Origin of the sequence: Pseudomonas sp. GD04058 (assembly GCF_029836855.1) — a bacterium.
GTDB lineage: Bacteria > Pseudomonadota > Gammaproteobacteria > Pseudomonadales > Pseudomonadaceae > Aquipseudomonas > Aquipseudomonas bharatica.
Genome location: NZ_JAOECN010000020.1, coordinates 59,107 through 80,823, shown reverse-complemented (window position 1 = coordinate 80,823; position 21,717 = coordinate 59,107). Strand labels below are relative to the sequence as shown.

General features: G+C 62.4%; 19 protein-coding genes. 11 read left to right on the top strand and 8 right to left on the bottom strand.

Annotated elements, in window-relative coordinates; genetic code table 11:
* Window positions 1-27 precede the first annotated feature (27 nt).
* Window positions 28-1,470 (top strand): glucose-6-phosphate dehydrogenase, encoded by a 1,443-nt coding sequence (zwf, locus tag N7650_RS17250; RefSeq protein WP_279899251.1) that lies wholly within the window; start codon window positions 28-30, stop codon window positions 1,468-1,470.
* Window positions 1,471-1,474: 4 nt separating this feature from the next.
* Here zwf and N7650_RS17245 read toward each other — a convergent pair whose 3' ends face one another.
* On the bottom strand, window positions 1,475-4,345 hold the full coding sequence (locus N7650_RS17245; RefSeq protein WP_279899250.1) for an EAL domain-containing protein: 2,871 nt from the start codon (window positions 4,343-4,345) through the stop codon (window positions 1,475-1,477).
* A gap of 236 nt (window positions 4,346-4,581) precedes the next feature.
* On the opposite strand from N7650_RS17245, the gene uvrD reads away from it, so the two are divergent.
* From uvrD to N7650_RS17225, 4 genes are all read left to right on the top strand, one after another.
* Window positions 4,582-6,762, top strand: a complete 2,181-nt coding sequence (gene uvrD, locus N7650_RS17240) for a DNA helicase II (RefSeq protein ID WP_009402476.1) — start codon at window positions 4,582-4,584, stop codon at window positions 6,760-6,762.
* A 178-nt stretch (window positions 6,763-6,940) separates the two neighbouring features.
* Window positions 6,941-7,795 carry a Tim44 domain-containing protein gene (locus tag N7650_RS17235; protein WP_009402478.1) on the top strand — a complete coding sequence of 285 codons (855 nt, stop codon included), beginning with the start codon at window positions 6,941-6,943 and terminating at the stop codon, window positions 7,793-7,795.
* A 119-nt stretch (window positions 7,796-7,914) separates the two neighbouring features.
* Window positions 7,915-8,322 carry an SMI1/KNR4 family protein gene (locus N7650_RS17230; protein WP_009402480.1) on the top strand — a complete coding sequence of 136 codons (408 nt, stop codon included), beginning with the start codon at window positions 7,915-7,917 and terminating at the stop codon, window positions 8,320-8,322.
* Between the two features lie 175 nt (window positions 8,323-8,497).
* Entirely contained in the window at window positions 8,498-9,313 is an 816-nt protein-coding gene (locus N7650_RS17225) for a hypothetical protein (protein WP_009402482.1), read from the top strand.
* Here N7650_RS17225 and N7650_RS17220 read toward each other — a convergent pair.
* Entirely contained in the window at window positions 9,307-11,067 is a 1,761-nt protein-coding gene (locus N7650_RS17220) for a cation:proton antiporter (protein ID WP_009402483.1), read from the bottom strand. The genes N7650_RS17225 and N7650_RS17220 overlap by 7 nt on opposite strands.
* Window positions 11,068-11,386: 319 nt before the next feature.
* On the opposite strand from N7650_RS17220, the gene N7650_RS17215 reads away from it, so the two are divergent.
* On the top strand, window positions 11,387-11,878 hold the full coding sequence (locus N7650_RS17215; protein ID WP_009402486.1) for an acyl-CoA thioesterase: 492 nt from the start codon (window positions 11,387-11,389) through the stop codon (window positions 11,876-11,878).
* Window positions 11,879-11,998: 120 nt separating this feature from the next.
* Here the strand turns inward: N7650_RS17215 and pdxY are convergent, their stop codons facing one another.
* Window positions 11,999-12,865, bottom strand: coding sequence for a pyridoxal kinase PdxY (gene pdxY / locus N7650_RS17210; RefSeq protein ID WP_009402487.1), 867 nt, complete (start codon window positions 12,863-12,865; stop codon window positions 11,999-12,001).
* Window positions 12,866-12,982: 117 nt separating this feature from the next.
* Here pdxY and N7650_RS17205 point away from each other — a divergent pair, with 117 nt between their 5' ends.
* On the top strand, window positions 12,983-13,375 hold the full coding sequence (locus N7650_RS17205; protein ID WP_009402489.1) for a DUF3301 domain-containing protein: 393 nt from the start codon (window positions 12,983-12,985) through the stop codon (window positions 13,373-13,375).
* On the opposite strand, the gene N7650_RS17200 is transcribed toward N7650_RS17205, so the two are convergent.
* From N7650_RS17200 to zigA, 3 genes are read right to left on the bottom strand one after another with little or no spacing between them, the layout of a single operon-like run.
* On the bottom strand, window positions 13,369-14,346 hold the full coding sequence (locus N7650_RS17200) for a CobW-like GTP-binding protein (protein ID WP_009402491.1): 978 nt from the start codon (window positions 14,344-14,346) through the stop codon (window positions 13,369-13,371). The genes N7650_RS17205 and N7650_RS17200 overlap by 7 nt on opposite strands.
* A gap of 43 nt (window positions 14,347-14,389) precedes the next feature.
* Window positions 14,390-15,025, bottom strand: a complete 636-nt coding sequence (locus N7650_RS17195; RefSeq protein WP_279899245.1) for a DUF1826 domain-containing protein — start codon at window positions 15,023-15,025, stop codon at window positions 14,390-14,392.
* Window positions 15,025-16,236 carry a zinc metallochaperone GTPase ZigA gene (gene zigA, locus N7650_RS17190; RefSeq protein WP_279899244.1) on the bottom strand — a complete coding sequence of 404 codons (1,212 nt, stop codon included), beginning with the start codon at window positions 16,234-16,236 and terminating at the stop codon, window positions 15,025-15,027. The genes N7650_RS17195 and zigA overlap by 1 nt, the downstream gene beginning before the upstream one ends.
* 127 nt (window positions 16,237-16,363) lie before the next feature.
* Here zigA and N7650_RS17185 point away from each other — a divergent pair, with 127 nt between their 5' ends.
* The 3 genes from N7650_RS17185 to N7650_RS17175 all read left to right on the top strand — a co-directional run bounded on the left by N7650_RS17185 (window position 16,364) and on the right by N7650_RS17175 (window position 18,286).
* Window positions 16,364-16,744, top strand: a complete 381-nt coding sequence (locus N7650_RS17185) for a glutamine synthetase (protein ID WP_279899242.1) — start codon at window positions 16,364-16,366, stop codon at window positions 16,742-16,744.
* Between the two features lie 75 nt (window positions 16,745-16,819).
* Complete coding sequence (gene folE2 / locus N7650_RS17180) at window positions 16,820-17,707, top strand: GTP cyclohydrolase FolE2 (protein WP_279899240.1); 888 nt, start codon at window positions 16,820-16,822, stop codon at window positions 17,705-17,707.
* An 18-nt stretch (window positions 17,708-17,725) separates the two neighbouring features.
* A complete protein-coding gene (locus tag N7650_RS17175) occupies window positions 17,726-18,286 on the top strand; it encodes a carbonate dehydratase (RefSeq protein ID WP_279899239.1) in 561 nt (186 codons plus the stop codon).
* Here N7650_RS17175 and N7650_RS17170 read toward each other — a convergent pair.
* On the bottom strand, window positions 18,283-18,810 hold the full coding sequence (locus tag N7650_RS17170) for a DUF3617 domain-containing protein (protein WP_009402504.1): 528 nt from the start codon (window positions 18,808-18,810) through the stop codon (window positions 18,283-18,285). The genes N7650_RS17175 and N7650_RS17170 overlap by 4 nt on opposite strands.
* A 130-nt stretch (window positions 18,811-18,940) precedes the next feature.
* Between N7650_RS17170 and cls the strand changes: the two genes are divergently transcribed.
* Window positions 18,941-20,380, top strand: a complete 1,440-nt coding sequence (gene cls, locus N7650_RS17165; RefSeq protein WP_279899238.1) for a cardiolipin synthase — start codon at window positions 18,941-18,943, stop codon at window positions 20,378-20,380.
* Here cls and cfaB read toward each other — a convergent pair whose 3' ends face one another.
* A complete protein-coding gene (gene cfaB / locus N7650_RS17160) occupies window positions 20,381-21,562 on the bottom strand; it encodes a C17 cyclopropane fatty acid synthase CfaB (RefSeq protein ID WP_279899237.1) in 1,182 nt (393 codons plus the stop codon).
* Between the last annotated feature and the right edge of the window lie 155 nt (window positions 21,563-21,717).

Genomic DNA, 21,717 nt, shown 5'->3' with positions numbered 1-21,717 from the left:
GCTAATCGAGACAGGAGTGTGGTGGGTTTGACTATTCCTTGTGACATTCTGGTCTTCGGCGGCACTGGCGATCTGGCTCTGCACAAGCTGCTTCCAGCGCTCTACCATCTGTATCGCGAGGGTCGCCTGCACTCGGCGGTGCGCGTCGTCGCCCTGGCCCGCAGCCCGATGCCGCGCAATAGTTTTCAAAAGCTTGCAGAGCGCCGTTGTCGCGCGCAGATCGCCCGCAACGACTTCGATGAAGACACCTGGGACCGCTTCTCCACCCGCCTCGACTACTTTTCCATGGACGCCTCGCAGAGCGCCGATTTCGGTCGCCTGTCGCACTTTCTTGGCGAGCCCGGGGGCCTGGCGCGGATCTATTACCTGGCCACCGCGCCCAACCTCTTCGTGCCCATCGTCACCCACCTGAATATCGCCGGGCTGGTAGACAGCGAATCGCGCATCGTCCTGGAAAAACCCATCGGCCATTCCCTGGAATCGGCCACGGCGATCAACAGTGCCATCGGCGCGGTATTCGACGAATCCCAGGTGTTTCGTATCGATCACTACCTGGGCAAGGAAACCGTGCAGAACCTCATGGCTCTGCGCTTCGCCAACGCCCTGCTGGAGCCGGTATGGCGCGCCAGCCAGATCGACCATGTGCAGATCAGCGTCTGCGAGACCCTCGGCGTGGAAAACCGCGGCGCCTACTACGACCGTGCCGGCGCTACCCGCGACATGCTGCAGAACCACCTGCTGCAACTGCTCTGCCTGGTGGCCATGGAGCCACCGGCGCAGTTCGAGGCCGAGGCGGTGCGGGACGAGAAGGTGAAGATTCTTCGTGCCCTCAAGCCGATCACCGGCCAGGACGTGCAGGACAAGACCGTGCGCGGGCAGTACAGCGCCGGCAAGATAGGCGGCCAGGAAGTGCCGGCCTATTACTTCGAGAAAGATGTGGATAACGACAGCGATACCGAGACCTTCGTCGCTGTCGAAGCCCACATTAACAACTGGCGCTGGGCCGGGGTACCGTTCTACCTGCGCACCGGCAAGCGCCTGGCCAAGCGCTCGTCGCAGATCGTCATCCAGTTCAAGCCGGTGCCGCATCGCCTGTTCGAGAGCGACCGCGCCAATCAGTTACTCATTCAGTTGCAGCCGGACGAGCGCATCAGCCTGCAGATGATGACCAAGACCCCGGGCAAGGGCATGCGCCTGGAGCCGGTGGAACTCAACCTGAACCTGGCCCAGGTGTTCGGCCAGACGCGGCGCTGGGACGCTTACGAGCGCCTGTTGCTGGATGTGCTGGACGGCGATTCGACGCTGTTCATGCGCCGCGACGAGGTGGAGGCTGCCTGGGCCTGGATCGACCCGATCCTCAATGGCTGGCTGGAACACTTCCAGACGCCGCGCCCCTACCACGCCGGCACCAATGGCCCGGAACAGGCCCACAGCCTACTGGCCCGGCATGGGCGGGAATGGCACGGCTAGAGCTTTACCAGACCGTCTGCTCGCTCAACAGCCGCGCCAGCGCATCGGCCTGCAACGGCCGGCTGATCAGGTAACCCTGGACTTCATCGCAGTCCTGCTCGCGCAGGAAGCGCAGTTGCTCCTCGGTTTCCACGCCTTCGGCAACCACCATGAGGTCCAGGCTGTGGGCCATGATGATGATCGCCCGGGTGATCGCCGCATCTTCACTGCCTTCCTCAAGCCCGCGGATAAAGGCCTGGTCGATCTTTACGTAGTCCACTGGCAGGCGTTTCAGATAGCTGAGCGAGGAATATCCCGTGCCGAAGTCATCGATTGCCAGCTTCACCCCGAGTTCGTGTAGCTGTTTGAAGGTGGCGATGATGTGTTCGACGCTGTCCAGCAACTGGCTTTCGGTCAGTTCCAGCTCCAGCAGATGCGGCGCCAGGCCGCTTTCCTCCAGGACCTGGCGCACCAGGCTGACCAGCTTGCCCTGGCGCAACTGGTAAACCGACAGGTTCACCGAAACCCGGATCGGCTCCAGGCCCTGACGTTGCCATTCGCAAGCCTGCCAGCACGATTGGCGAAGAACGAACTCGCCCATCGGCGCGATCAGCCCGGTTTCCTCCGCCAGGCCGATGAACTCCCCGGGCGGCACCATGCCCATGGCCGGGTGATTCCAGCGCACCAAGGCCTCGGCAGCCTCGATGCGCCCGCTCGCCAGGCAGACCTTGGGCTGGTAGTAGACCTCCAGCTGGCCCTCGTCGATAGCCTTGCGCAGCTGGTTCTCCAGTTGCAGGCGGTCCAGGGTGCTGGCCTGCAGGCTTTCGGTGTAGAACTGGAAATTATCACCGCCCAGGTGCTTGGCATGCTGCATGGCCATGTTGGCCTGGCTGACCAGCACATTAAGGTCGAGACTCATGTCCGAGTGCAGGGCGATGCCCACCGAAGCGCTGATCACCAGCTCATGATTGTCGAAGCGCACCGGCACCCGCAGTTTCTCCAGCAGGCGGGTCGCCACCCGGACCAGGCTGGACAGGCTGCTGTAGCCGTCGAACAGCACCACGAACTCATCGCCGGACAGTCGCGCGACCGTATCCGCTTCGGCCATGGCATTGCCGATACGCATGGCGATCTGCTTGAGCAATTGGTCTGCCACTTCATGGCCGAGGCTGTCGTTGAGCAGCTTGAAACGGTCGAGATCGATGTGCATCAGCGCCAGGCAGCGCCCGCTGGTTCGCAGGCGCTGGCCGGCCTCTAGCAGACGCAGCCGGAACAGGGCGCGATTGGCCAGGCCGGTCAGCTCGTCGTAATGGGCGAGATAACGCAGGCGTTCCTCGGATTCACGGCGCTCCGACAGGTCGCTGAAGAAACCCACCACGTTGCTGATCTTGCCGCGGCTGTCGAATACGCCGTTGAGCTGCAGCCATTGTGGATAAAGCGTCCCGTCCTTGCGTGCCTCAACCAGTTCGCCCTGCCAGCGGCCGTTCTGCTCCAGCGCCTGGTCGATGGCACCGTAATGCCGTCGCGCATCGAGGCTGCACGGCAGTTCAAGGGCGTTGCGGCCGAGCAATTCCTCGCGACCGTAACCTGTCATCCGGCAGAACGCCTGGTTCAGGGCCAACAGCTCATAGTCGGGGCCGAGGATGGCGATCCCTTCGCTGGCCGCCTCGAACACTGTCGCCGCCAGGCGCTGCTGCTCTTCCTGGGCGCGACGCGCGCTGATATCGCGGCGGGTACCGATCATCCGTACCACCCGGCCTTCGGCATCGCGCTCGACAGCACGTCCACGGTCCTCGATCCAGCACCAGTGGCCATCGTTGTGGCGGAAGCGGTACTCGATGCGGTAATCCTCGGTCCGGCCCTTGAGGTGCTCGACCAGGGTGCGCTTCAGCGCCTGCACATCGTCCGGGTGCAGGCGCGGCTTGAGGTGCACCAGCATGGCCTTGACCGCATCCGGGTTCAGGCCGAACAGCTCGCGCAACTGGGTGTGATGGACTTCATCGGTTTGCAGGTTCCAGTCCCACAGACCCAGTTCGCTCGCCTCCAGGGCCAGGGCCAGGCGCTGTTCGCTCTTGCTCAGGGCCTGGTTGGCCGCGTCCAGCTCGGCACTGCGCTGGGCAACACGGGTTTCCAGCCCGGCCTGGGCCTCGCGCAACTGGTCCTCGACGCCGCGACGCTGCTCCACTTCGGCACCCAGCGCCTTGTTCAACTGTTCGCTGCGGGTATGGGCCGCTTGCAAGTGCTCGATCAGCGCCTGGTTCTGGAAGCGCCGCAGCAAGCTGTTCTCGATCAGCCGGTTGACCTGCCAGGCCACTACCAGCAAGGCGCCCAGCAACAAGAGGCCGAGCAGGCCCCAGCCCCGCTGCTGTTGATCGCCGCTCCAGAACAGGAAGGCGATCGGCGGTAACAGGCAGGGCAGCACGAAACTCAGGAATGCCGGGAGGCTTACCGCATAGGCCACGCTCGCCGAGAGCGCGGCGGCGCCGAGCAGGCCGAACACCCAGGCCTGCTGCACGAAGTTATCCACAGGCACGAGGGCGATCGCCGCGCTGGCGAGGGTCAGCCCGCTGAACGCCGAACCGAGCAGGAACATGCGCCGCCAATGCGGCCTGGCCTGGCGATCCGGCATGGCGGCGTCGAAGGCGGCGACCTGGATGACCCGCAGGGCGACCAGCGCCATCAGCCATACCACCCACACGCTGACCAGCAGATAACGCTGCGGGCTCCACAGCAGCCAGGCACAGACCAGGCCGTTCAACAGCATGAATATCGTGGGTAGCAAGGAGCCTTGGTACAACAGACGGATACGCTCGACCGCCAATTGCGTGGCAAATTGCTTGCGAATGCCGCGACGTGCCTCGATCGGCACACCGACGGGTCCTGGTGCGAGTGTCATGGGCAGTGTTCTTGTAATGGTTAGCCACAAACGTGGACGGAGCATACACAAGCAATGCCCGGTGCCAAACTGCTCTGTGTCATAAATTCGCACCTCCGGAATCTCCTTCCTTGGTACAAGGCAACCGCTCAAGCACGCGGGCCAAGGGCCGCCTCGGATGACCGGGCGGTCGCGCCATCCGGTCTTTTTGCCGAGCGGGTTTGCCCAGGGATCCATTGCCCCCATAGAATGGCCGGATGCATGACGACCTCTCTCTCCTTTTGAATTCCCTCAACGATGCCCAGCGCCAGGCGGTAGCCGCGCCGGTCGGGCGTCAGTTGGTCCTGGCCGGTGCCGGCTCCGGCAAGACCCGCGTGCTGGTGCACCGCATCGCCTGGTTGATCCAGGTCGAGCAGGCCTCCCCGCACTCGATCCTGTCGGTGACCTTCACCAACAAGGCCGCCGCCGAGATGCGCCACCGCATCGAGCAACTGCTGGGCATCAACCCGGCGGGCATGTGGGTAGGCACCTTCCACGGCCTGGCCCATCGCCTGTTGCGCGCGCACTGGCAGGAAGCGGGGCTGGTACAGAATTTCCAGATCCTCGACAGCGATGACCAGGGCCGCCTGGTCAAGCGCGTGATCCGCGACCTCGGCCTCGACGAGCAGCGCTGGCCGGTGCGCCAGGCCCAGTGGTTCATCAACGGACAGAAGGACGAGGGCCTGCGGCCGCACCATATCCAGGTCAATGGCGACCTGTTCCTCGGCACCATGCGCAGCATCTATGAAGCCTATGAAGCCGCATGCCAGCGTACCGGTGTGATCGACTTCTCCGAGCTGCTGCTGCGCGCCCTGGACCTGTGGCGCGACCATCCGGGCCTGTTGCAGCACTATTCCCGCCGCTTCCGCCATCTACTAGTGGACGAGTTCCAGGACACCAACGCCGTGCAGTACGCCTGGCTGCGCCTGCTGGCGCAGGGTGGCGACAGCCTGATGGTGGTGGGCGACGACGACCAGTCCATCTACGGCTGGCGCGGTGCACGGATCGAGAACATCCAGCAGTTTTCCAGCGACTTCCCCGACGCCGAGCTGATCCGCCTGGAGCAGAACTACCGTTCCACCGCCGGCATCCTCAAGGCGGCCAACGCCCTGATCGCCAATAACAGCGGGCGCCTGGGCAAGGAGCTATGGACCGAGGGCGGCGACGGCGAGCCACTGAACCTTTACGCCGCCTTCAACGAGCATGACGAAGCCCGCTACGTGGTGGAAACCATCGAAAGCGCGTTGAAGACCGGCCTGGCGCGCAGCGATATCGCCATCCTGTACCGCTCCAACGCCCAATCGCGGGTGCTTGAGGAAGCCCTGCTGCGCGAGCGCATTCCCTACCGCATCTACGGCGGCCAGCGCTTCTTCGAACGCGCCGAGATCAAGAACGCCATGGCCTACCTGCGTCTGCTCGAAGGCCGCGGCAACGACGCGGCGCTGGAGCGGGTGATCAACGTGCCACCCCGTGGCATCGGCGAAAAGACCGTCGAAACGATCCGCGAGCATGCCCGCCATGCCCAGTTGTCGATGTGGGAAGCCATGCTCCAGTTGCTGGCCAACAAGGCCCTCAAGGGCCGCGCCGCCAGCGCCTTGGGTGCGTTCATCGAGCTGCTGGACAACCTGTCGGCCAAAGTCCTGGATATGCCCCTGCACCTGATGACCCAGACCGTTATCGAGCAGTCCGGGCTGATCGCCTATCACCAGGAAGAAAAAGGTGAAAAGGGCCAGGCACGGGTAGAGAACCTGGAGGAGCTGGTCAGCGCCGCACGCAACTTCGAGCCGAGCGAGGAAGATGGCGAGCTTTCCGCGCTTTCTGCTTTCCTTGGCCACGCCTCGCTGGAGGCCGGCGACGCCCAGGCCGACGAGCACGAAGACAGCATCCAGCTGATGACCCTGCACAGTGCAAAGGGCCTGGAGTTCCCCTACGTGTTCCTGGTGGGCATGGAGGAAGGCCTGTTCCCGCACAAGATGAGCCTCGAAGAGCCCGGCCGTCTCGAAGAAGAACGTCGCCTGGCCTATGTCGGGGTGACCCGGGCCATGCAGAACCTGGTCATGACCTACGCCGAAACCCGTCGCCTGTATGGCAGCGAGACCTACAACAAGGTATCGCGCTTCGTTCGCGAGATTCCTGCCGGCCTGGTCCAGGAAGTGCGCTTGTCCAACAGCGTCAGCCGCCCGTTCGGCGGCGCCAAGCAAACCGTCAGCAGCCTGTTCGCCGACGCCAACATCCCGCAGACAGCCTTCAACCTGGGGCAGCGGGTGCAGCATGCGGTGTTCGGCGAAGGCGTGATCCTCAACTTCGAAGGCTCCGGCGCGCAGGCACGGGTCCAGGTGAATTTCGCCGAGGGCAGCAAGTGGCTGATGCTCGGCTACGCCAAGCTCGAAGCGATCTAGTCGAATATCCGACCGCTGGTGTAAGCCTTTTCTTCAGCAATGAAGAAAGGGCCTACAGCCCATTACGCAGGCCGTCCGCCTTTTCAGGCAAAAGATAGAAACATCTTGTCGCTGTCATGGGTCCAAGAACTTGTGCAACATGGCGCGCGTGTAATCCACAAAACGGGAATACCCTTCTATGCAACGTTTTCTCAGCATCGCCCTGGCGCTGTGCATCGGTCTCACCATGAGCCTCGACGCCAACGCCAAGCGCTTCGGCGGCGGCAAGAGCTCAGGCGCCGCGCCGACGCACCAGGCCCGCCAGGCCACTCCTGCCAACCCTGCCGCCACCCCGACTGCGCCAGGCCGTGCACCTGCCGCTGCCAGCGGCGCCTCGAAATGGCTCGGCCCGCTGGCCGGTATCGCCGCCGGTGGCCTGCTCGCCTCGATGCTGATGGGTGATGGCTTCGAAGGCATGCAGATCTTCGACATCCTGATCATGGCGCTGATCGCCTTCCTGGTGTTCCGCTTCATCGCTGCCCGCCGCCGCAAGCAGCAGCCGCAGATGGCTGCCGCTGGCCACCCGGCCTACCAGCGTGAAGTCCACGAGCAGCCAGCCCAGCCGTCGATCTTCGGTGGTTCTGCCGCGCCTGCCGCTGCTGCCCGCCCGGTGATCAACGCACCGGCCTGGTTCAACGAGCAGAGCTTCCTGGCTGCCGCGCGCAATCACTTCCAGTCGCTGCAGCAGCACTGGGATGCCAATGAAATGGACAAGATCGCCGAGTTCGTCACCCCGCAGATGCTGGAGTTCCTCAAGCGCGAGCGTGCCGACCTGGGTGATGGTTTCCAGTCCACCTACATCGATAACCTCGACGTACAACTGGAAGGTGTCGACGATCGCGCCGACAAGACCATCGCCACCCTGACCTTCACTGGCGTGTCGAAGACCTCTCGTTTCGACCAGGGCGAAGTGTTCAGCGAGAGCTGGAACATGGAGCGCGCCCAAGGCGAAAACCAGCCTTGGCTGGTCGCGGGTATCCGCCAGAACGGCTGATCTTGAGCCGTTTGCAGAAAAAACCCCGGGCTTGCCCGGGGTTTTGCTTTTAGCGCAGCGCCCTACTAGGGTATAACCCGCAACATTTGCACAAGGCCAGGATAGAGAGGACGCGAACCGTGGAAGAAGTCATTGAACAGCTTCGTGAAGCCAACGAGCCGGTACCGGTACCGCTCGAACTGCCCGACGAAGACATGCTGGTCGAGGTCGAAGAGCAGTTGTTCATCAATATCCCGTTCGTGTTCAAGGAGTTCCTCCTCACGGTCAGTGATGTCGTATACGGCAGCCTCGAGCCGGTGACCGTGACCGACCCGCAATCCCACACCTATCTGCCGGAAGTGGCCGCCAATGCGTGGGACGCCGGCGTACCTCGCGACCTGATACCACTGTGCCAGGACGGCGACGACTACTATTGCGTCGAGGAAGACGGCACCGTGGTGCTGTGGTCCGGCGAGGAGGAAATCGTTACCGAGGAAAGCTGGGAATCGGTCTGGCACTGGGCTCGGGATGTCTGGCTGGAAAGCTGAGTCGTTTCCCACACAAAAATAATGGCCTAGCGCCATCAATGTTCGTAGAATCGCCACGCCTTCCTGTGCGTGGCGGGCCGCTACCGCTCCATCCCCTCGGACATTCGTCCCGCTCGCACATGAAGCCTATTTCTGGGCCCGCGAAGGGTCGCAAAGCGGCCCCCAAGAGATCTGGATGTCAAACCGATATCTCCTGCCCCTCGCCCTGCTCCTGCTCTCCGGCTGCCAGTCCCCCATGACCCAGCTCCAACAGCTCAGCAGCCAGAACGCTCACCAGGTCAGCATCCAGCCCACCCGGACCTTCCCGTTGGCGATGAGCGTACCGTCGGTCAAACCTGGCAGCGCCCGACTGCGCATCTACCTGGAAGGTGATGGCCATGCCTGGGCCACGCCTTCACAACCGAGCCTGGACCCAAGCCCGCAGAACCTGCTCATGGCCCGCCTGGCCGTGACCGACCCGCAACCCAGCCTCTATCTTGCCCGCCCCTGTCAGTTCGTCAGCGCTCCGGCCTGCAACCCCCAGGTCTGGACCGACCAGCGCTTCAGCCAGGCCGTGCTCGACAGCCTGGATCAGGCGTTGAACGAGGTGCGCCGGCAATATGGCAATCGGGATTTCGAACTGATCGGCTATTCCGGCGGCGCTGCCCTGGCCCTGCTGCTGGCCGCTCAGCGTAACGATATTGCGGTGGTGCAGACCCTGGCCGGCAACCTTAGCCCGCGACAATGGGCACAATCGCTGGACCTGACCCCCCTGAGCGGTTCGCTGGAGCCGCTGGACCGCGCCGAACGCCTGCGCCATGTGGCCCAGCGGCATTTCATCGGGTTCGAAGACCGCACCGTACCGCCGATCCTCTACCAGCATTACCGCCGCACCCTCGGCCCGGCCGATTGCATGGAAGTGATTCGCCTGCCCGGCGTGGATCATGCCAATGGCTGGACCGAAGCCTGGGCGCAGTGGCGTTACAAGCCACTGCGCTGCGCACCTCAGTGATGGTGCTCCTTCTGGTTTTCCAGGGTTTCCAGCAATGCGATCTGCATTTTGGTATGCACCCGGATAAACCAGCGCCATAGCAGCGCCACCACTCCGGCGGCCACTACCCCGATCAGCAACAACAGCTCGCTGGTCGGCAGGATGCTCGCCGACAGTGCCGAAAGCAGCAGGAAGATCACCAGCAGCGAGATCAGCGGGATCACTTCGGCAATCACCCGGCGTACGCGCTGGGTATGTCGCCCGGCCATCTCCGGCTTGACGCCCATCTCCGCGAGCAGCATCGACAGTGCCTTGAGCTTACGATAGGCCGCGATCAGGAACGGCAGCGAAAGCAGCAGCGCCAAGCCCCAGATCAGTGCTTTCTGCTGGCCGACATCGGTGAGCCAGTCACTCAGGTAGTCACCAATCTGCGCGGCGAAGTAACCGCCGCTGAAGAAGATCGCCACCACCAATGCCAGGTTCACCCCGACCTGCAGAAGGATGCGCCGGATCATCGAGGCCAGCATCGCCCCCTCGCCTTGCGGCTGGATGCTGCGCAGCCACTCGCCGTACAGCGACAACACCCGTGACAGACGGCTCGGCACCACCTTCGCCAGTTTCAGTGACAGCGGATCGGCGGCACGGATCAGGTAGGGGGTGAGCAAGGTGGTAATGGCGGAAACCGCCACGGCCACCGGGTAGAGAAAGTCGCTGGTGACCTGCAGGGTCATGCCCAGGGCGGCAATGATGAAGGAGAACTCGCCAATCTGCGAAAGACCCATCCCGACTCGCAGCGAGGTGCGTCCATCGTTACCGGCGATAAAGGCCCCCATGCCGCAGGACAGCATCTTGCCCAGCACCACGGCAATGGTGATCACCACGATCGGCCAGATGTATTCCACCAGTACGTTCGGGTCGATCATCAGGCCGATGGCCACGAAGAAGATCGCGCTGAACATGTCGCGAACCGGTTCGATCAGGCGTTCGATCTTCATCAACTGACGCGACTCGGCCATGATCGCGCCAATCAGGAACGCCCCCAGGACCATGCTGTATTCCAGCTTGACCACCAACAGGCAGAAGCCGAAGCACAGGCCGAGCACGGTGATCAGCAGCATCTCATTACTTTCGAACCTGGCCACGTAGGCCAGCAGTCGCGGTACCAGGAGAATGCCCACCACCAGCGCGACGATCATGAACAGCGACAGCTTGCCGACCGTGGAGAAGACTTCGCCTGAACTGACCGTACCGCTCACGGCGATGCCGGAAAGCAGGGCGATGATGCCGATGCCAAGGATGTCCTCGACGATCAGCACGCCGAAGATCAGTTGGGCGAAGCGCTCATTCTTCATCTTCAGGTCGTTGAGCGCCTTGACGATGATGGTGGTCGAGGAAATCGCCAGGATCGCGCCGAGGAACAACGAATCCATGGTGCTCCAGCCGAACCAGCGGCCGATCTCGAAACCGATCCAGATCATCAGGACGATTTCCAGGAAGGCCGCGATGAACGCGGTCGCGCCCACCTTGAACAGCTTGCCGAGGCTGAACTCAAGACCCAGGCAGAACATCAGGAAGATCACCCCGAGCTCAGCCAGGGTCTTGATCGTGTCTTCGTCGTGGATCAGACCGAAAGGTGGGGTGTGCGGGCCGATGATGAAGCCGGCGACGATATAACCAAGCACCACGGGCTGTTTAAGACGATGGAAAAGAATGGTGACCACACCGGCAACCAGCATGATCACCGCCAGATCCTGGATAAAGCTGATGGCATGCACGGCGGGACGCTCCTTACTCCACGACGAAGACCAAAGCGCAGCTCAACCGTCAGATCTGGTTGAGCCGCGGAAATTTCTGAATTAAATGTAGGAAACGGCCTGATTGCAGGGCCGTCCACGCAGGTTAACATCGACGCCATGGGCGAAAAGGCTGTGCAATATGTAGAAACAGATCGGCACTTTCCTCGTCGCAAATGGCATGAACCACGTGACGACAGGCATGCGGTCAGCGTCCCGTTTCAAGATGGCAACCCACATGGGGGAAGAAGCGCGAGCAGCGCGCCGCCCCGCCTAAGCGCAATCTCACCGTGAGCACACTATGGAACCCGGAAACGCCCAACTGTCGATGACCGTCCTGATGACCCCGGACATGGCCAACTTCTCCGGCAATGTCCACGGCGGCACCCTCCTCAAGTATCTCGACGAGGTGGCTTATGCCTGCGCCAGCCGGTATGCCGGTCGCTACGTGGTGACCCTGTCGGTGGACCAGGTGGTGTTTCGCGAACCGGTGCATGTCGGCGAGCTGGTCACCTTCCTGGCCTCGGTCAACTACACCGGCAACACCTCGATGGAGGTGGGCATCAAGGTGGTGACCGAGAACATCCGCGAGCGCTCGGTGCGTCACAGCAACAGTTGCTTCTTCACCATGGTGGCGGTGGACGATGATCGAAAGCCGGTGGCCGTACCGCCGCGCCAGCCGCAGACCGGCGAGGAAAAGCGCCGCTTCCTGCAGGGCAAGCAGCGCCGCTTGATCCGCCAGGAGCTGGAAAAGCGCTATCAGGAACTGAAGACCGAGAGCGACACGATCTAACAGCGCGACGCGGCCCCCTGTGGGAGCTGGCTTGCCAGCGATAGGGCCCGTTCTGACAACATCATTGCCCCTTCCGGCCTCATCGCTGGCAAGCCAGCTCCCACAGAGGTTCCGGGGTGCCTAGAGTTTACGTGCTTCGAAGCGCAGCCGCGGGTGGACGATGCGGTCCTGCGCTCGCACCACTTCCAGCTCATAGCTGCCGCAGGCCTGGGTTTCCAGCAGCACTTCATGCACCGCCGCCGCGGTGAACTCGAAAGCAACGACCGGCTCGTCCCCGAGCAGCAACCGGGCCAGGAACAACCCCGCCGTCAGATCCCCCACTCCCACCGGCTGCCGCGGGAACGCCAGCAACGGCCGTTGCAAGTGCCAACTGCCCTCGGCGGTCACCAACAGCATTTCGAAATCGTCCGGATTCTTTCCGGCATAGGCCAGGTGCTTGACCAGCACCATCTTCGGACCACGGACCAACAGCTCGCGGGCCATGCCGACACAATCCTCCAGCGACTGCGCACGCCGCCCGGCAAAGCTGTCCAGCTCCAACTGGTTCGGGCACAGCAGGTCGGCTGCGGCAACAGCTTCCTCCAGCAGAAACTCGCTGACCTGCGCAGGCACGATGCAACCCTTTTCCGGATGCCCCATCACCGGGTCGCACAGGTACAGCGCCCGCGGGTTCGCCTGCTTGACCCGCTGCACCACGCTGAGGATCGCCCGGCCCTGGTCGGCACTGCCGAGATAACCCGATAGAACTGCGTCGCAATTGCCTAGCTCACCGATATTGCTAATCCCTTCCACCAACGCAGGAATTTGCTCTGGAGCAAGCACTTCACCCGTCCACTGGCCATACTGAGTGTGATTGGAAAACTGCACGGTATTGAGTGGCCAGACATTCACCCCGACCCGCTGCATCGGAAACACTGCGGCGCTATTGCCGGCGTGGCCGAACACGACGTGGGACTGGATCGCAAGCAGGTGCGGTGTGCGTTTCATGCGGGACGTCCAAAGCAATGAAATGACAAACAAGGCGCGCAGTATGGCGCCAAATGCCACCTGTACGACAGGCCGGGGTGGCAGTTAAGCTGGCACACCTCGTTGGAGCACGTGTAGATGGTTACCCTCGAAAACATCCTGGTGTTGATGGTCCTGGCCACGGCGGGTGCCTGGCTGTGGCATAACCACGGATTGCGGGAAAAGGCCCTGGAACGGGTCAAGCAGCATTGCGCCAAGCTCGACCTCGAATTGCTCGACGGTGCCGTGGCGTTGAAGAAAATCGCCTTCGTCCGCGATGCCAACGGCCGCAAGCGTCTGGCCCGGATCTACGCCTTCGAATTCACCGTGACCGGCGAGCAACGCCACCCGGGCACGGTCACCCAGTTCGGCGCCCACAGCGTACAGATCGAACTGGCGCCCTATCCGTTCGAGATCAAGCCGCCGGTGCATGGCGACAATGTGATCGAAATGAAGCAGTGGCGCCAGGAACACAACCGCTGGCGTCAGTGATCCACAGGCGTGCGGCAGGCCAGCATCCCCCGCTCCAATACCGCATGATCCTGGGGTTCGTCGAAAATCAGCTCGATCCGCGAATCGCGCCGCCAGGCGCTCTCCTCCCAGACCAGCCGCTGGCCCCCAAGGGCGTTAGCCGAGCGCCAGCCCTGCCCGCTGTGGATAACCATCTTGGCCCGGCGCCACTCCTGACCTTCGAGGAATGTCTGCAACTGGCCGATGTCGAGAACTTGCTGTGGATGAAAGCGCCAGCCGATGCTCCAGCCTTCTGCACCCTGTTGATAACTGCACAAAGGCTGCCGCGAATCTGTCCACAGGGCTGGAATGGAAGCTGTTCCGACAGGGATAAGGTTATCCACAGCGCCTTTTTCCGTGGCGGCGCCATTGCTAATCGGTAGCTGCGACAGGGAAATCCGGCCGTGGTCGACCCAGCAAAGCGGTACTTTTGGCAAGGTCGAGGTTATCCACAGGCGACTCGCTTCATCCACCGCGCAGGCCTTGTTCATGACCAGCAGGCCGGCATCGGCCAGCGCCTGTTTCTGCGCCTCTGGCAATCCGGCTCCCATCGCCATTGCTTGCGCATCCAGCACCAGCACCGCAGGCTGCACCGCCAGCACACCGGTCCATGGCGGCGACCGTAACTGCGCCAGCACCTGAGCCGGGTGCCCAAGGCCGGAAGGTTCGATAAACACCCGGTCCGGCCGCGCCTTGCGCAGCAACCGACCCAGCCCTACCTGAAAGGGCGCACCGTTCACACAGCAGAGGCAGCCACCCGCCACCTCGCCCATGCTCACGCCATCGTCGTCACTGGTGAGCAACGCTGCGTCGAGGCCGATCTGGCCGAATTCATTGATCAGCACCGCCCAGCGTTCGTTGGCCGGGCGCTGGCCGAGCAGGTGGCGGATCAGGCTGGTCTTGCCGGCGCCAAGCGGGCCGGCAATCAGATGGGTCGGAATGTTATGCAGCATAGGCGCAGTCTGGTCGGGGAATCGTTACCACTATGCTCCGGACTCAGGCCAGCCAGTCAAGGGTCAGGATCAGGCGACGCTCGCCATTGCCCTGCGACGGCGAACGATGCACCAGCCCGGCGCCCTCGTTGCCCAGCCACTTCTCGCCCTTGAGCAAGGCCACATCACCGCAGGCCAGGTGCCGTATATGCGCCGGATCGACCTGCTCCTGCGCCAGGCGGCGGCGATTGATCACGCCTTCCTCCAGCCATTCGCTGGCGGGGCCGGCATAGGTGGTGATCAGCCGCAGCGACACATGATCGACATGGAAACGCGGGCACATGGCGCCATCCAGCACCCTCAAGCGCAAACCGACGCTACGCGCATCGAGCAGGCAGGCGTAGGCGCCGACCAACCACCTCAGGTCGGCGACAAAGCCTTCATAGCCAGCCAGGTCGGCGTAGGCGCTGGCGACCCCGTCCAGCGTGGGTACTTCACCATCCTTGCCGATCTCCAGGGTGCGTGCATCGGCCAGCGGCTCGCCGAGCGACAGCAGCAAGCGGGCGAAATCCTCGATATGCGCCGGCAGCCGGCGCTGCCAGACCGCCAGGTTGACCCCGTCCTGCAAGGCTTCGGTCAGCACCTTCGGCGTCTCGCCGAAGGCCTGGCGTACAGGCACCAGCGTCTCGGCAAGCTGCATCAGGCGACCTCCTCTTCATCGTGCCAGGCGCCGAACGGGTCCGACAGGCGCAGCCAATGGGGGGCGCCCAGGGCCATTTCGTCGTCGTTCAACAGGCAGGCGTCCAGTTCGGCATGCAGGCGCGCAACATCGATATGCTGGCCGATCAAAACCAGTTCCTGGCGGCAATCACCGCATTCCGGGTCCCACTGCTTGAGGATCGCTGCGGTACTTTCCTGATCCTGCGGCCAGTGGGCCTTGGGCACGAAGCGCCACCAGCGTCCGGCAAAGCCATGCCGCATCATGCCGCCGGCCTGCGACCAACTGCCGGCTTCCTGGTACTTGCTGGCCAGCCAGAAGAAGCCCTTGGAACGCAGTAGGCGGCCGTTCTCCCAGGGCCTGTGGATAAAATCGAAGAAGCGCTGCGGGTGCAGGGGCCGGCGGGCCTGCCAGGTGCTGGCGGCGATGCCGTATTCCTCGGTTTCCGGGACGTGTTCGCCACGCAACTCCTGCAACCAGCCCGGCGCGCTGGCGGCGCGGTCGAAATCGAACAGGCCGGTATCGAGGATCTCCTTGAGGTCCACCTGGCCCATCACCATCGGCACGATGCGCGCATGGGCATTGAGGCGGCGAAGGATGGCGCAGAGCTCTTCGCGCTCGTGGCTGCTGATCAGATCGATCTTGCTGAGGAGGATGACGTCGGCGAATTCCACTTGGTCGATCAGCAGGTCGCTGATCGAGCGCTCGTCGTCTTCGCCGAGGGTTTCACCACGGGACGCGAGGCTTTCAGCGGCTTGATAGTCGCGCAGGAAGTTCAGGCCATCGACCACGGTGACCATGGTGTCGAGACGGGCCATTTCGGCCAGGCTGCGGCCCTGTTCATCACGGAAGGTGAAGGTCTCGGCCACTGGCAACGGCTCGGCGATGCCGGTGGATTCGATCAACAGGTAATCGAACCGGCCTTCGGCAGCGAGGCGGCCGACTTCTTCCAGCAGGTCTTCGCGCAAGGTGCAGCAGATGCAACCGTTGCTCATCTCGACCAGTTTTTCTTCGGTGCGGTTAAGGCTGACGTTGCGCTGCACCTCGGTGGCGTCGATATTGATCACGCTCATATCGTTGACGATGACCGCCACCCTCAGATTGTCGCGGTTGCGCAGCACATGATTGAGCACCGTGCTCTTGCCGGCACCAAGGAAGCCGGACAGCACGGTTACGGGAAGACGATCGGACATGGCGCGGTTCCTCATCAGGGGCGGCAAAGTGCATTCGAACGATGCTTTGTTACAAGGTTATATTATAACAATGCACTTTAGCCAACCGCCTATCCGTCATCCATGGGTTCAAGGTGAAGAGATGTTAATGAAGTCATTCAAGCGCGGGCTGTGGATAACCCTGCTGTGCACCGTCGGCGGCGCCCAGGCCATGCCCCGCGTCGAACTGGCCAACTGCACGCGTAGCGCCAATCTGCTGGCCTGTGACGACCGCCAGGGCAGCTACTACGGTGTGCAGACCCAAGGCGGCACCATTTACTTGCGCGGCTACGACGCCCCGAGCGGGCGCCGCTGGGCGCAGACCACCAGTCGCTATGGCCTGCTGAATTTCTATACCGGTATCGCCAGCGACGGCGAGGCCTGGGTGGGCTACAGCCGCAGGGTGGGCTGGACCACCCTCAACCGCGTTTCCAGTTCCAGCGGTCAGCGCTTCAGCCTGCGCTGCAATCGCCTGAATGGCTGTCAGTGAAGCGGTGGAAAAAATGCTGGCAATCGAATTGTTATAATGTAACGTATTGCGACTTTCTTGCCGATGGTTCGCAACATGACCGCCCTGACTCTCCCCGATATCGCCGCCCAGGCCAGCGGACAATCCCTGCCACTGGACTGGGTCGGCATGTGCGGGATCGCCCTGCCGATCCGTCTTGATCAACTCAGCCTCCAGGCCATGGCAGATGCCGGCGTCGATCTGGCCGATGGCTCCTGTCGCGGCATTCATATGTCGCGGTTGTATCTGGCCCTGTCTGCTTTCAAGGATGAAGCGCTGTCGGTGTCGCTGATCCGCCGGGTGCTGCAACAGTTCCTCGACAGCCATGAGGGGTTGTCCACCTGCGCTTACCTGACCTTGCGCTTCGATGTACAGCTTGAGCGATCAGCGCTGGTCAGCTCCGAATCGGGCCACAAGCGCTATCCGCTGGTCATCGAAGCGAAGCTCTCCGATGAAATGTTCCACGTGGAACTATCTGCCGACGTGGCCTATTCCTCGACTTGCCCCTGCTCCGCAGCGCTAGCCAGACAGTTGATTCAACAGCAATTCCTCAGCGATTTCGCCAATCGCAGCCTGAGCCATGAAGAGGTGTTGAGCTGGCTCGGCAGTCCGCAAGGGATCGTCGCCACGCCCCATAGCCAGCGCAGCACGGCAAAACTACGGATACGCTTGAAGAACGGCTGCAACGAGCTACCCGTTCGGGAATTGATCGATCAGGCCGAAGCCGCCTTGGGTACCGCCGTGCAAACGGCAGTGAAGCGCGCCGACGAACAGGCGTTCGCCCTGGCTAACGGGCAGAACCTGATGTTCTGCGAGGACGCCGCACGGCGCCTCAACCTGGCATTGCGACACCTGCCTGCGGTGGCCGGCTTCCAGTTGCGTGTGGAACACGCCGAGAGCCTGCACGCCCACGATGCTGTCGCCCAAAGCCAGTGGAACTGGTAACCGAACGGAGAGACCTCGATGATCCGCAAGAACCCGACCGGCGACCTGCCGGTCATTGCCGAATCGGCCTACATCGATCACACCGCGATCATCTGCGGCAAAGTGGTGATTGGCGAGAATGTGTTCGTCGGCCCCTACGCGGTGATCCGTGCCGACGAGGTGGATGACAGCGGCTCGATGCAGCCGATCACCATCGGCTGCAACTCGAATATCCAGGACGGCGTGGTGATCCACTCCAAGTCCGGCGCCGCGGTGACCATTGGCGAGTTCACCTCCATCGCCCACCGCTCCATCGTGCATGGCCCATGTATGGTAGGCGACCGGGTGTTCATCGGCTTCAACAGCGTGCTGTTCAACTGCGTGGTCGGCAATGGCAGCGTAGTGCGGCACAACTCGGTGGTGGACGGCCGCGACCTGCCGGAAAACTTCTACGTGCCCTCCACCACACGCATCGGCCCCCTCACCGACCTGAGCCAGTTCCCACCCGTGAGCGTCAGCGCCTCGGAATTCTCCGAGGACGTCGCCCATACCAATATCGACCTGGTGAAGGGCTACAAGGCGCTGCAGAACGAGTTCTAGCTGCGCGGCTTGACCGTGCCGCAGTCTGCTCCGAGCCATACCGCCCGGGTGTTCATGCTGCCCTGCTGCTGAACCCCCGAGGCGTTGAAGGTACCTTGCACCTTGGTGACGAACTCGCGATCGCTGAGGAATTGTGCCTGGCCAGTGCCCCGGGCCTTGGGGCAACTGAACTCGAAATTCCAGGTCTTGCCGTTGCGATCGGTGATCCGCTGGGTGCAACCGGACTGTGGATCCTGCAGCGGAATGTCATCGGTCTTTACCTGCTCGGGGGTCAGGCACGAGCGCACACCCTTGCCGGCCACGGTGATGCCCTGCTTGGCCAGCACGCCTTCCATCATCGCCCGCTGTTCCGGCGGCAGGTTCTTCAACTGGCCGAGCATGAACTCCATGTCCGGCAGTGGTTTGCCATCGACCTGCATATTGCTGGTGGTCAGCTCCCACAGGCCCGGTTGCAGCATCTGCGCCTGAACCAGGGGACTCGACAGGCCAAGCAGCAGCGCCAGCGCCGATACACGAATGTTCATCTAATGACTCCTGAAAATTTCCGGCCCGATGCCGGACTGTGGCTTAGACGTCGAAATGCCGTCCGGGTTGCAAGACCAGTCCGGAACATGCTCTGTTAGGCGACTGATTGGCGGACGTCACAGGACGTGTATGGATTACCACAGCCCCCAGTTCTTCGCCTACCTGATTGGCGCGACCCACTTCATCGGTGCCATCGCCGCACTGCATGCGGTTTTCACCGTACGGACCGCCCAGGGCTCGATTGCCTGGGCACTCTCGCTGCTGTTCATCCCCTACCTGACCCTGATTCCTTACCTAGTATTCGGCAGCCGCACCTTCGACGCCTATATCCAGGCCCGACGCCAGGCCAACCAGGAAATGCACGTTGCCATGGCCGACCTCAACTGGCGCCCCTGGGTCGAGGAAGCACTGGCCGCCAGTAATTCGCCGGCCTATGCAGGCCTGCGTGCCTTGAGCAAGCTCGGACGCATGCCATGCCTGGCAAACAACCAGGTTAGTCTTCTGGTCAATGGCAAGGCCACCTTCGATGCCATCTTCAGCGCTATCGAACAAGCCCGCGATACCGTGCTGGTGCAGTTCTTCATCATCCATGACGACCTGCTCGGCCGACGCCTGCATGACCTCCTGCTGAGGAAGGCCGCCGAAGGCGTAAAGATCTATGTGCTTTACGACCGGGTAGGCAGCCATGCCCTGCCCGCCAGGTACAGCCAGAGCCTGCGCGAGGGTGGCGTGGAGATTCGCGCGTTCGCTACCAAGCGCGGCTGGTTCAATCGATTCCAGGTCAATTTCCGTAATCATCGCAAGATCGTTGTGGTGGACGGTGTGCAGGGTTTTCTCGGCGGGCACAACGTCGGCGACGAGTACCTTGGCGCCAGGATGCCGCTATCGCCCTGGCGCGATACCCATGTGCAAGTGACCGGCCCGGTGCTGGCCTGCCTGCAGGAATCCTTTGCCGAAGACTGGTACTGGGCCGCACGGAAATTGCCGCCCCTGATCCTTCCGGAAACCTACCCGGAAAACGGCGTGCTCTGTCAGGTGCTGGCCAGCGGGCCGGCAGATCCGCAGGAAACCTGCTCGCTGTTTTTCGTCGATGCGATCCAGGCGGCGCAACATCGGGTATGGATCACCAGCCCCTACTTCATCCCCGACGAGGCGGTATTCGCCTCGCTGCGGCTGGCCGTGATGCGCGGGGTGGATGTGCGCATCCTGATTCCAGCACGCCCCGACCACCGCATCGTCTACGCTGCGTCAAGCCTGTTCGCCTTCGAAGCGGTGCGCGCCGGTATACGCATGTTCCGTTACCAGCCCGGGTTCCTGCATCAGAAAGTCATGCTGGTGGACGACGACGTCGCCGCTATCGGCAGCGCCAACCTGGATAATCGCTCGTTCCGCCTGAACTTCGAGATCACCTTGGTAACCATCGATCCAGGCTTTGCCGGCACCGTGGAAAGCATGCTGCTCGAGGATTTCGAACAATCTCGCGAAATCACGCTGGAAGACAGCCGCGACACGCATCGCCTGCAACAGCTGGGGATGCGCATCGCTCGGCTGATTTCACCCATTCTATGATCAGCGGTAGAGGTCTTCGCGGGTCAGTGGCAGATCATGGCTGCCGTCGGCCTTGGGTTTGACCGCGAGAATCTGGTGCAGATTGATCCAGCCGCGGGAGAAGGCATAGGAGCAACCAGCCAGGTAGAGGCGCCAGATCCGCAGGGCTTTTTCCGGGACCATGGCCGCAGCCTTGTCGAGATTGCCTTCGAGGTTATCACTCCAGAATTTCAGGGTCCGTGCGTAATGCAGGCGCAGGCTCTCCACGTCCACCACTTCCAGCCCTGCTTCGCTGACGAAGCCGCTGATCATCGACAAGTGTGGCAGCTCGCCATGCGGGAAGACGTAGCGCTCGATGAAGTTGCCAGCCCCGCGGCCGACCGGACGGCCGTCAATGTGCTTGGCCGTGATGCCGTGGTTCATCACCAGGCCGCCCTCACGCACCGCACCGAACAGGCGCTGGCAATACAGTTGCAGATTGGCGTGGCCGACATGTTCGAACATGCCGACGCTGACCACCTTGTCGAAGCGACCATCCTGGGGCAGATCGCGGTAGTCGAGGATCTGCAGATCGACCTGCTTCTCCAGGCCTTCCGCCGCCACCCGCTCACGCCCGAGCTTGAGCTGCTCCTTGCTCAGGGTGATGCCGAACACCCTGGCGCCATACTCGCGCGCGGCAAAACGCGCCAGCCCGCCCCAGCCACAACCGACATCCAGCAAGTAATCGCCGGGCTGCAAGCGCAGCTTGCGGCATAGATGATCGAATTTGTTCTGCTGGGCCTGGTCGAGGCTATCCTCAGGCGTCTTGAAATACGCACAGGAGTAGGCCATGTCGCGGTCGAGCCACAACTGGTAGAACTCGTTGGAGAGGTCGTAATGGTAGGAAATGGCCGCCGCGTCGGTAGCCTTGTCATGCTCGCTGCGCACCGGCAGCGCTTCCTCTTCGTCCTTGAGCAGCGCCTCGCTGAGCTGGTCGCACAAGCGGATGACCTCGCTCATGGCCCCTTCCAGTTCAAGCTTGCCTTCGACGAACGCCGAGCCCAGATCGTCCAGGCCCGGATGGGTCAACTGACTGATGAGCGCCGGGTCCTTGAGCATGATGGTGACCTGGGGCTGCGGGCCCAGATCGAACTCATGGCCGTCCCAGAGACGCAGACGGAGTGGAAGATGCAGGCTTTGCAGAACCGAGAGTTGCGCATGCATGAGTGAGCCTCCCCATTTATACAGATGGACGTCAACGGATCAGGGTAGTTCATACGCAGGATCTTTCCGGCTATCGAGACCATAGTCGGAGGCTATCGAAAGGCTTTCACTACATAAACAACCTCAAATTGTATACAAAACTCAACACGAGCCAT

Bases quoted from the DNA above. Each gene is read 5' to 3' on its own strand.
- N7650_RS17245 (WP_279899250.1), bottom strand. From the start codon at position 4,345: ATGACACTCGCACCAGGACCCGTCGGTGTGCCGATCGAGGCACGTCGC.
- uvrD (WP_009402476.1), top strand. From the start codon at position 4,582: ATGCATGACGACCTCTCTCTCCTTTTGAATTCCCTCAACGATGCCCAG.
- N7650_RS17235 (WP_009402478.1), top strand. From the start codon at position 6,941: ATGCAACGTTTTCTCAGCATCGCCCTGGCGCTGTGCATCGGTCTCACC.
- N7650_RS17225 (WP_009402482.1), top strand. From the start codon at position 8,498: ATGTCAAACCGATATCTCCTGCCCCTCGCCCTGCTCCTGCTCTCCGGC.
- N7650_RS17215 (WP_009402486.1), top strand. From the start codon at position 11,387: ATGGAACCCGGAAACGCCCAACTGTCGATGACCGTCCTGATGACCCCG.
- pdxY (WP_009402487.1), bottom strand. From the start codon at position 12,865: ATGAAACGCACACCGCACCTGCTTGCGATCCAGTCCCACGTCGTGTTC.
- N7650_RS17205 (WP_009402489.1), top strand. From the start codon at position 12,983: ATGGTTACCCTCGAAAACATCCTGGTGTTGATGGTCCTGGCCACGGCG.
- N7650_RS17200 (WP_009402491.1), bottom strand. From the start codon at position 14,346: ATGCTGCATAACATTCCGACCCATCTGATTGCCGGCCCGCTTGGCGCC.
- N7650_RS17195 (WP_279899245.1), bottom strand. From the start codon at position 15,025: ATGCAGCTTGCCGAGACGCTGGTGCCTGTACGCCAGGCCTTCGGCGAG.
- zigA (WP_279899244.1), bottom strand. From the start codon at position 16,236: ATGTCCGATCGTCTTCCCGTAACCGTGCTGTCCGGCTTCCTTGGTGCC.
- N7650_RS17185 (WP_279899242.1), top strand. From the start codon at position 16,364: ATGAAGTCATTCAAGCGCGGGCTGTGGATAACCCTGCTGTGCACCGTC.
- folE2 (WP_279899240.1), top strand. From the start codon at position 16,820: ATGACCGCCCTGACTCTCCCCGATATCGCCGCCCAGGCCAGCGGACAA.
- N7650_RS17175 (WP_279899239.1), top strand. From the start codon at position 17,726: ATGATCCGCAAGAACCCGACCGGCGACCTGCCGGTCATTGCCGAATCG.
- N7650_RS17170 (WP_009402504.1), bottom strand. From the start codon at position 18,810: ATGAACATTCGTGTATCGGCGCTGGCGCTGCTGCTTGGCCTGTCGAGT.
- cls (WP_279899238.1), top strand. From the start codon at position 18,941: ATGGATTACCACAGCCCCCAGTTCTTCGCCTACCTGATTGGCGCGACC.
- cfaB (WP_279899237.1), bottom strand. From the start codon at position 21,562: ATGCATGCGCAACTCTCGGTTCTGCAAAGCCTGCATCTTCCACTCCGT.